This is a genomic window from Duganella callida, from assembly GCF_004614165.1.
In the GTDB taxonomy this organism is placed as follows: domain Bacteria; phylum Pseudomonadota; class Gammaproteobacteria; order Burkholderiales; family Burkholderiaceae_D; genus Rugamonas; species Rugamonas callida.
On the sequence record NZ_SPVG01000115.1, the window covers coordinates 1 to 7,120 of the forward strand.

9 protein-coding genes are annotated in these 7,120 nt (G+C 61.4%); 7 read left to right on the forward strand and 2 right to left on the reverse strand.

Going from position 1 to position 7,120, the window contains the following annotated elements; all coding sequences use genetic code 11:
• Nucleotides 1-94 precede the first annotated feature (94 nt).
• The 5 genes from E4L98_RS11545 to E4L98_RS11565 all read left to right on the forward strand — a co-directional run bounded on the left by E4L98_RS11545 (nucleotide 95) and on the right by E4L98_RS11565 (nucleotide 3,019).
• The gene (locus E4L98_RS11545; RefSeq protein ID WP_135201709.1) at nucleotides 95-571 is read left to right on the forward strand and encodes a type II secretion system protein; all 477 of its coding nucleotides are present in this window, start codon (nucleotides 95-97) and stop codon (nucleotides 569-571) included.
• A 2-nt stretch (nucleotides 572-573) separates the two neighbouring features.
• The gene (locus E4L98_RS11550) at nucleotides 574-945 is read left to right on the forward strand and encodes a type II secretion system protein (protein ID WP_205746703.1); all 372 of its coding nucleotides are present in this window, start codon (nucleotides 574-576) and stop codon (nucleotides 943-945) included.
• Complete coding sequence (locus E4L98_RS11555; protein ID WP_135201711.1) at nucleotides 945-1,649, forward strand: type II secretion system protein; 705 nt, start codon at nucleotides 945-947, stop codon at nucleotides 1,647-1,649. The genes E4L98_RS11550 and E4L98_RS11555 overlap by 1 nt, the downstream gene beginning before the upstream one ends.
• Nucleotides 1,650-1,854: 205 nt before the next feature.
• A complete protein-coding gene (locus E4L98_RS11560; RefSeq protein WP_205746704.1) occupies nucleotides 1,855-2,358 on the forward strand; it encodes an FxDxF family PEP-CTERM protein in 504 nt (167 codons plus the stop codon).
• Nucleotides 2,359-2,542: 184 nt separating this feature from the next.
• Nucleotides 2,543-3,019, forward strand: a complete 477-nt coding sequence (locus E4L98_RS11565) for an FxDxF family PEP-CTERM protein (protein WP_135201712.1) — start codon at nucleotides 2,543-2,545, stop codon at nucleotides 3,017-3,019.
• A 45-nt stretch (nucleotides 3,020-3,064) separates the two neighbouring features.
• On the opposite strand, the gene murJ is transcribed toward E4L98_RS11565, so the two are convergent.
• Nucleotides 3,065-4,603, reverse strand: coding sequence for a murein biosynthesis integral membrane protein MurJ (murJ, locus tag E4L98_RS11570; protein WP_135201713.1), 1,539 nt, complete (start codon nucleotides 4,601-4,603; stop codon nucleotides 3,065-3,067).
• A gap of 196 nt (nucleotides 4,604-4,799) precedes the next feature.
• Between murJ and rpsT the strand changes: the two genes are divergently transcribed.
• Nucleotides 4,800-5,066: a 30S ribosomal protein S20 gene (gene rpsT, locus E4L98_RS11575; protein WP_055937377.1), complete on the forward strand. Its 267-nt coding sequence runs from the start codon at nucleotides 4,800-4,802 to the stop codon at nucleotides 5,064-5,066.
• 60 nt (nucleotides 5,067-5,126) lie between these two features.
• On the opposite strand, the gene E4L98_RS11580 is transcribed toward rpsT, so the two are convergent.
• Nucleotides 5,127-5,690, reverse strand: a complete 564-nt coding sequence (locus tag E4L98_RS11580) for a pseudouridine synthase (RefSeq protein ID WP_135201714.1) — start codon at nucleotides 5,688-5,690, stop codon at nucleotides 5,127-5,129.
• A 119-nt stretch (nucleotides 5,691-5,809) separates the two neighbouring features.
• Between E4L98_RS11580 and icd the strand changes: the two genes are divergently transcribed.
• Nucleotides 5,810-7,063: an NADP-dependent isocitrate dehydrogenase gene (gene icd / locus E4L98_RS11585; RefSeq protein ID WP_135201715.1), complete on the forward strand. Its 1,254-nt coding sequence runs from the start codon at nucleotides 5,810-5,812 to the stop codon at nucleotides 7,061-7,063.
• Nucleotides 7,064-7,120 lie beyond the last annotated feature (57 nt).

Consider the following 7,120-nt stretch of genomic DNA (forward strand, 5'->3'; position numbering starts at 1 on the left):
GCGCAGCCGCAGGCGGTGCAGCCGCCAGCGGCCGAGCCGGCGCCCGAGCCGGTGCCGGTGCCGACGGCCACGCCGCCGGTCCAGCAATAAGAGTATGGCGATGCGCGCGCGCGGCTTCACGCTGATCGAGCTGTTGGTGACGCTGGCCATTCTCGGCCTGCTGAGCGCGCTCGTGATCCCGACCGCGCAGGTGGTGGTGCAGCGCCGCCAGGAGCAGGAGCTGCGCGAATCGCTGCGCGACATCCGGCACGCGCTGGACGCCTACAAGCTCGCCTACGACCAGGGCCGCATCACCAAGACCGTCGGCGCCAGCGGCTATCCGAAGAATCTGCAACTGCTGGTGGAGGGCGTGCCCGATTTGCAGAATCCCAAGCATGCCAAAATCTTCTTCCTGCGCCGGCTGCCGCGCGATCCGTTCAGCGCCGACGCCGGCGCCAACGATGCCGAGACCTGGGGCAAGCGCAGCTACGCCAGCGAACCCGACCAGCCAAGGGAAGGGGAGGATGTCTACGATGTCTTCAGCCTGAGCGAAAAGACCGGCCTCAACGGCGTGCCATACCGGAAGTGGTGACCATGAAACGTCCAGGATTCACGCTGATCGAACTGCTGGTGGTGCTGGGCATCGTGGCCTTGCTGCTGACGCTGGCCGTGCCGCGCTATTTCCCCAGCATCGACAAGTCGAAGGAAGTGGTGCTGGCCGACAACCTGCGCAATGTGCGCCAGGTGCTGGATCAATATTATGGCGATACCGGACGCTATCCCGATACGCTCGATCAGCTGGTAGAGAAGAAATATCTGCGCGCGCTGCCTTACGACCCGATCACGGAAAGCGAGACCACCTGGATCATCGTGCCGCCGGAGGACAGCACCAAGGGCGGCGTCTACAACCTCCACAGCGGCGCGCCCGGCAACGACCGCAACGGCAAACCGTACGCCGACTGGTGATGGCGCCACGGCGTTTGCGCCGCGCGGGCGGCTTCACCTATCTGAGCCTGATCATCCTGGTGGCGATCCTGGCGCTGACCGCCGCCGCCACCTTAAAGATGGGTTCTTTATTGCAGCGCAGCAAGGCGGAAGAGGAATTGCTGGACATCGGCGCGGCCTTCAGCGATGCGCTTAAAAGTTACGCCGACGCCACGCCGGCCGGCATGCCGCCGCAGCCGCCGTCGCTCAAGGAATTGCTGCGCGACCCGCGCTTCCCCGGCACGCGCCGGCATCTGCGCAAAATCTTCGTCGATCCGATGACCGGCAAGGCCGAATGGGGCATTACCTGGCTGGGCGACAAGGTCGGCGTGCTGGCCGTGTACAGCCTGTCGGATGCCAAGCCGGTAAAGATCGGTAACTTCCCGACCCGATTTGCCGGTTTTGAAGGCAAAAACCGCTTGTCAGAATGGAAATTTGTAATGGCCACCGAGGGCGCGCACAGTGCTGCCGCGCCCGAAAAGCCGGGCTCCGCCAGCCCCCTTGTACCTAATCTGCAACAGACACCCGCTGCACCAATTTCGCTCCCGGTTTCCGCACCGGAAAAAGGCGCCGATCAGCCGCCGCCACCGTCGCCCGTCAGCGAGGAACCGGCGGCTCCCTCTGAAAACGAGGGCAAAAAGGATGAGGTTCAGCCGCCCACCGAGCCTGAACAGCAACGCAATTAAGGGCGTTTTCCTTGCATCTAAGCACCAACAATTTCTCCAAAATGGTGCAGTGCGAACAAGGGATTTCACCAGCTGAAAATTCTTGTGAAAATTTTATGTTCGATAGAAAATTTGCAATGAGAATGCATGTCCTTATGTTATGATTCTTTCCGAAGTGTCCTTTTTATAACCACATGCCCGCGTGCATGGATTTTTCTGAGAATTTATGAAACTGACTACCAAATCCCTGCTGGCTGCCGCCCTGTTCGCCGCAGCCGGTTTCGCCAGCGCAGCAACCGCTGTGTTCGATGCCAGCGGCTTCGCCGCATTCCACAGCGATGCTTTCGCCGCTGATACGGCACAGGGCACCGCCTTCCACCAGACCGTCACTTTCAGCGGCCTGGCTGCCGGCGTGTACAACATCGAGGCTGCCATCAGCGGCACCCGTCTGGATTTCACGGCAGCCGGTGTCAGCCTGGACGGCCACGTATTTGAACTGGCCAAAAATACCAAGACCGACACCTACCGCTCGGGCAGTCTGATCTACGACGGCAGCGCACCGCTGACGCTGGAAGTGTGGGGCAAGACCGCCGGCGCCTGGAACCAGGCCTTCTTCAACGGCTCGATCTCCGTGACCGCGGTACCGGAACCTGAAACCTACGGCATGCTGCTGGGCGGCCTGGCAGTGCTGGGCGCGGTAGCTCGTCGTAAAGCAAAGAAAGCCGCCTGATACGGGCAGCCTGGGGCTGTGTTTTCCAGAGGGCGCAGCCTTGTAGTTCTTAGCGATGCAGCAGCACATGCAAGTCGCGCAATCTTCATATAAGAATTAGAAAAGTAATTGTTGTTGGGTTCTGCTCTAGCGTGGTCCAACCTGGGTCGCGTTTCCTGTAAATCGTTTCTAAAGGAATTTGAATATGAAAATTAAAGCACTTGTTGCAGGCTTGTTGGCCGCTGCTTCGTTCGGCGCCTCGGCGGCCGGCACTATTTCGGCCCCTATCACCACCACCGACTTCACCAATGTGCTGGTCGGCACCATCCACATCACTTCCGCGTCGGACCTGACCGGTAGCGTATGGTCGGCCCTCGGCCTGCAAACGCCGGGCGGTATCCTGAGCCTGGATTCGGTGACCTTTACCAGTGCCACCATCGCCGGCCTGACCGACCTGGATTCCTCGGCCAACGGTTTTAAATTCGCCAACGTGGCTGCCGGCTACTATGACATCTGGGCCAGCGGTCACCTGAATGGCGACGGCCAATATTCGGGTCTGGCTGTGCTGGGCTCGACCTACACCGTGACCGCGGTGCCGGAACCGGAAACCTACGGCATGCTGCTGGGTGGTCTGGCTGTGATGGGCGCCATCGCCCGTCGCAAAGCCAAAAAAGCGGCCTGAGCGTCGCTGACCAAAAAAAAACCCGCCTCGGCGGGTTTTTTTTCGTCAACGCGCAATGCGCCTGAAGTCGCGCAGGCGGAAGCCCATCGCCAGCAGGGCGGCGAAGTAGACCGCGCCGCAGGCGCCGACCAGCAGCAGCAGGGCGCCGACGCGCAGGAAAGCATGCTGGCGCAAGCCCAGCCAGTCGATGTGCCCGGCACCCAGCCAGGCCACCATCCCCATCAGCCCGCACGCGATCACCAGCTTGATGCAGAACACCGTCCAGCCCGGACGCGGCCGGTACACGCCGCGCTTGCGCAGGCCCGTGTACAGGAAACCGGCGTTCAGGCAGGCGCCCAGCCCGATCGACAGCGCCAGGCCCGCCACCTGCAGGAACGGCACGAACAGCAGATTCATCAGCTGCGTGGCGATCAGCACGCCGATGGCGATGCGCACCGGCGTGCGGATATCCTGCTGCGCGTAAAACGCCGGCGCCAGGGTCTTCACCAGGATAATGCCAAGCAGGCCGGCGCAATAGGCGATCAGCGGCCGCGCCGACTGCGCCGCCGCCTCGTCGGTGAAGGCGCCATAGTGGAACAGGGTGGCGATCAGCGGCTCGGCCAGCACCGCCATGCCCACCGCCGCCGGCAGCGCCAGCAAAAAGGTCAGGCGCAGGCCCCAGTCCAGCAATTCGGAATATTCCTGCTGATCGCCATCGGCCTGGGCCTTGGACAGGCTGGGCAACAGGATCGTGCCCAGCGCCACGCCCAGCAGCGCGGTGGGGAATTCCATCAGGCGGTCGGCATACGACAGCCAGGAGATGCTGCCTTCCTGCAGGCGCGAGGCGATGCTGGTGTTGATCATCAGGCTGATCTGCGCGGCCGAGACGGCAAACACCGCCGGCCCCATCTTCTTCAGCACGCGGCGCACGCCGGGATCGTCCAGGCCGGCGGCGGGATTCCACGACAGCCGGGGCAGCATGCCGATCCTGACCAGGGCCGGAATCTGGATCGCCACCTGCAGCACGCCGCCGACGAACACCGCGATCGCCATGGCGTAGATCGGTCGCTCCAGGTGCTGTTGCAGGAACAGCGAGGCCAGGATCGAGGCCAGATTCAACAGCACCGGCGTGAAGGCCGGAATCTTGAACTCGCGCCAGGTGTTCAGCACGCCGCCGGCCAGGGCCACGAAGGCCATGAAGCTAATATAAGGGAACATCAGCCGCGTCATCCACACCGCGGCGTCGAACTCTTCCAGGCCGGTGGCCACCAGGTAAATGATCAGCGGCGAGCCGATGATGCCGATGATGGTGGCGATCACGGTGGCCCAGACCAGCGTGTTGGCCACGTGATCGGTCAGCTTCTTGCTGGCTTCCTGGCCCTGTTTGTTCTTATATTCCGATAAAATAGGTACAAACGCCTGCGAGAACGCGCCTTCGGCGAACAGCCGGCGCAGCAGGTTGGGGATGCGGAAGGCGACGATGTAGGCGTCCGTCATGCCGCCGGCGCCAAAGGCGCGGGCAATCAGGGTTTCGCGGAGCAGGCCGGTGATGCGGGACAGCATCGTCATGCTGGAGATGGCGGAGAGGGTGCGCAGTAAGTTCATGGGACGTGATTATAGTTGCTCCTGCTGAAAAATATCGCTATAATCACAGGCTGTACAAAATTCTGTTGCGCAGACATTATTGTTTGGCAAGCAGTAGTTTGTCTCACACGGTTCGCTCTGATTGCAACCGGAACGTAACCTGTTTGGCAAACAAATATGTTTGCAAACGCACCATTTACCTGATTTAGGAATTTTCATGGCAAATACCGCACAAGCGCGTAAACGCGCTCGTCAAGCAGTTAAGCAAAACGCTCACAATTCGGCTCAGCGTTCGACCCTGCGCACCGCTATCAAGGCTGTGCGCAAGGCCATCCAGGCTGGTGACAAGGCTGCCGCGACGACCATCTTCCAGGCTTCGGTGTCGACCATCGACAGCATCGCCGACAAGAAGATCATCCACAAAAACAAGGCAGCTCGCCACAAGAGCCGCCTGGCAGCTGCCCTGAAAGCACTGTCCGCTTAATTTCCCTTCCGGGAGTTCAAGCAAAACCCGCTCCGGTTCGTCCGGCGCGGGTTTTTTCGTTTATATGCTGCGTAAATCCTTCGGATCGACTGCCATCCACTCGCCCGGCATCAGCGGATGGCTGGCCAGCGCGATGCCGCCGATGGCGGTGCGGATCAGGCGCAGCGTGGGCAGGCCGACGGCGGCCGTCATGCGCCGCACCTGACGGTTCTTGCCTTCCTGCAGGGTGATGGCCAGCCAGCTGGTGGGTTTGTCGGCGCGCGCGCGGATCGGCGGATTGCGCGGCCACAGCCAGTCCGGCGCGGCGATGTGCATGGCCTGGCACGGCTGGGTGACGAAATCGCCCAGATCGAGCGGCGCCCGCAGCCGCGCCAGCGTGGCCGCGTCCGGCGTGCCTTCCACCTGCACCAGATAAGTCTTGGCTTCCTTGTGATCGGGGTGGGCGATGGCATGCTGCAGCTTGCCGTCGTCGGTCAGCAGCATCAGGCCTTCGCTGTCATAATCGAGGCGGCCCGCGGGGTAGATGTTGGGAATGCTGAGGTGGTCGGCCAGGGTGGCCTTGCCGTCCTGCGGCGAAAACTGGCACAGCACCTGGAACGGTTTATTAAATAAAATAAGCGGCATAGAAGAGCAGGTTGGGTGGGCTTGAAAACCGTGGCGCCTCACATCATACTGGTGCATAATGTGAAATATTTGTCTTATATCTTATAGAAGACTTGGACCATTCCCTTCGGAGAATCACGATGTATCAACATATCAAAGTGCCGGCGGACGGCCAGAAAATCACCGTCAACGCCGATTTTTCCCTGAATGTACCAGATCGGCCGATCATCCCCTATATCGAGGGCGACGGCACCGGCCGCGACATCACCCCGGTGATGCTGAAGGTGGTCGATGCGGCGGTGGAAAAATCCTACGGCGGCCAGCGCAAGATACAGTGGATGGAAATCTTTGCCGGCGAAAAAGCCACGCGCGTCTACGGTCCGGACGTGTGGCTGCCGGAGGAAACGCTGGCGGTGGTCAAGGACTACCTGGTGTCGATCAAGGGGCCGCTGACCACCCCGGTCGGCGGCGGGATCCGCTCGCTGAACGTGGCGCTGCGCCAGCAGCTGGATCTGTACGTCTGCCTGCGGCCGGTGCGCTATTTTACCGGCGTGCCGTCGCCGCTGAAAGAGCCGGAAAAGACCAATATGGTGATTTTCCGCGAGAACTCGGAAGACATCTATGCCGGCATCGAATACACCCAGGGCAGCGAGGGCGCCAAAAAGCTGATCGACTTCCTGCTCAATGAGCTGGGCGCCAACAAGATCCGCTTCCCGGAAACCTCGGCCATCGGCATCAAGCCGGTGTCGGTGGAGGGCACCGAGCGCCTGATGCGCAAGGCAATCCAGTACGCCATCGACCACGACAAGCCGTCGGTGACCATCGTCCACAAGGGCAACATCATGAAGTACACCGAGGGCGGCTTCCGCGACTGGGCCTATGCGCTGGCGCAAAAGGAGTTTGGCGCCGAGCTGATCGACGGCGGCCCGTGGTGCAAGGTCAAGAACCCGAAGACCGGCCGCGACATCATCATCAAGGATTCCATCGCTGACGCATTCCTGCAACAGATTCTGCTGCGGCCGGCGGAATACAGCGTGATCGCCACGCTCAACCTGAATGGCGACTACGTGTCGGACGCGCTGGCGGCGCAGGTGGGCGGCATCGGCATCGCGCCGGGCGCCAACATGTCGGACTCGGTGGCGATGTTCGAAGCCACCCACGGCACCGCGCCCAAGTACGCGGGCAAGGATTACGTCAATCCCGGCTCGATGATCTTATCGGCGGAAATGATGCTGCGTCACATGGGCTGGACCGAGGCGGCCGACCTGATCACCAAGTCGATGGAAAAGGCGATCCAGTCCAAGCGCGTCACCTACGACTTCGCGCGGCTGATGGAAAACGCCACCCAGGTCTCGTGCTCGGGCTTTGGCGACGTCATGATCGAGCAGATGTAAGATCGGGGGCAGAGCCGACATTCGGACATTGGATCGCGCGCGATCCAATGTCCGAAT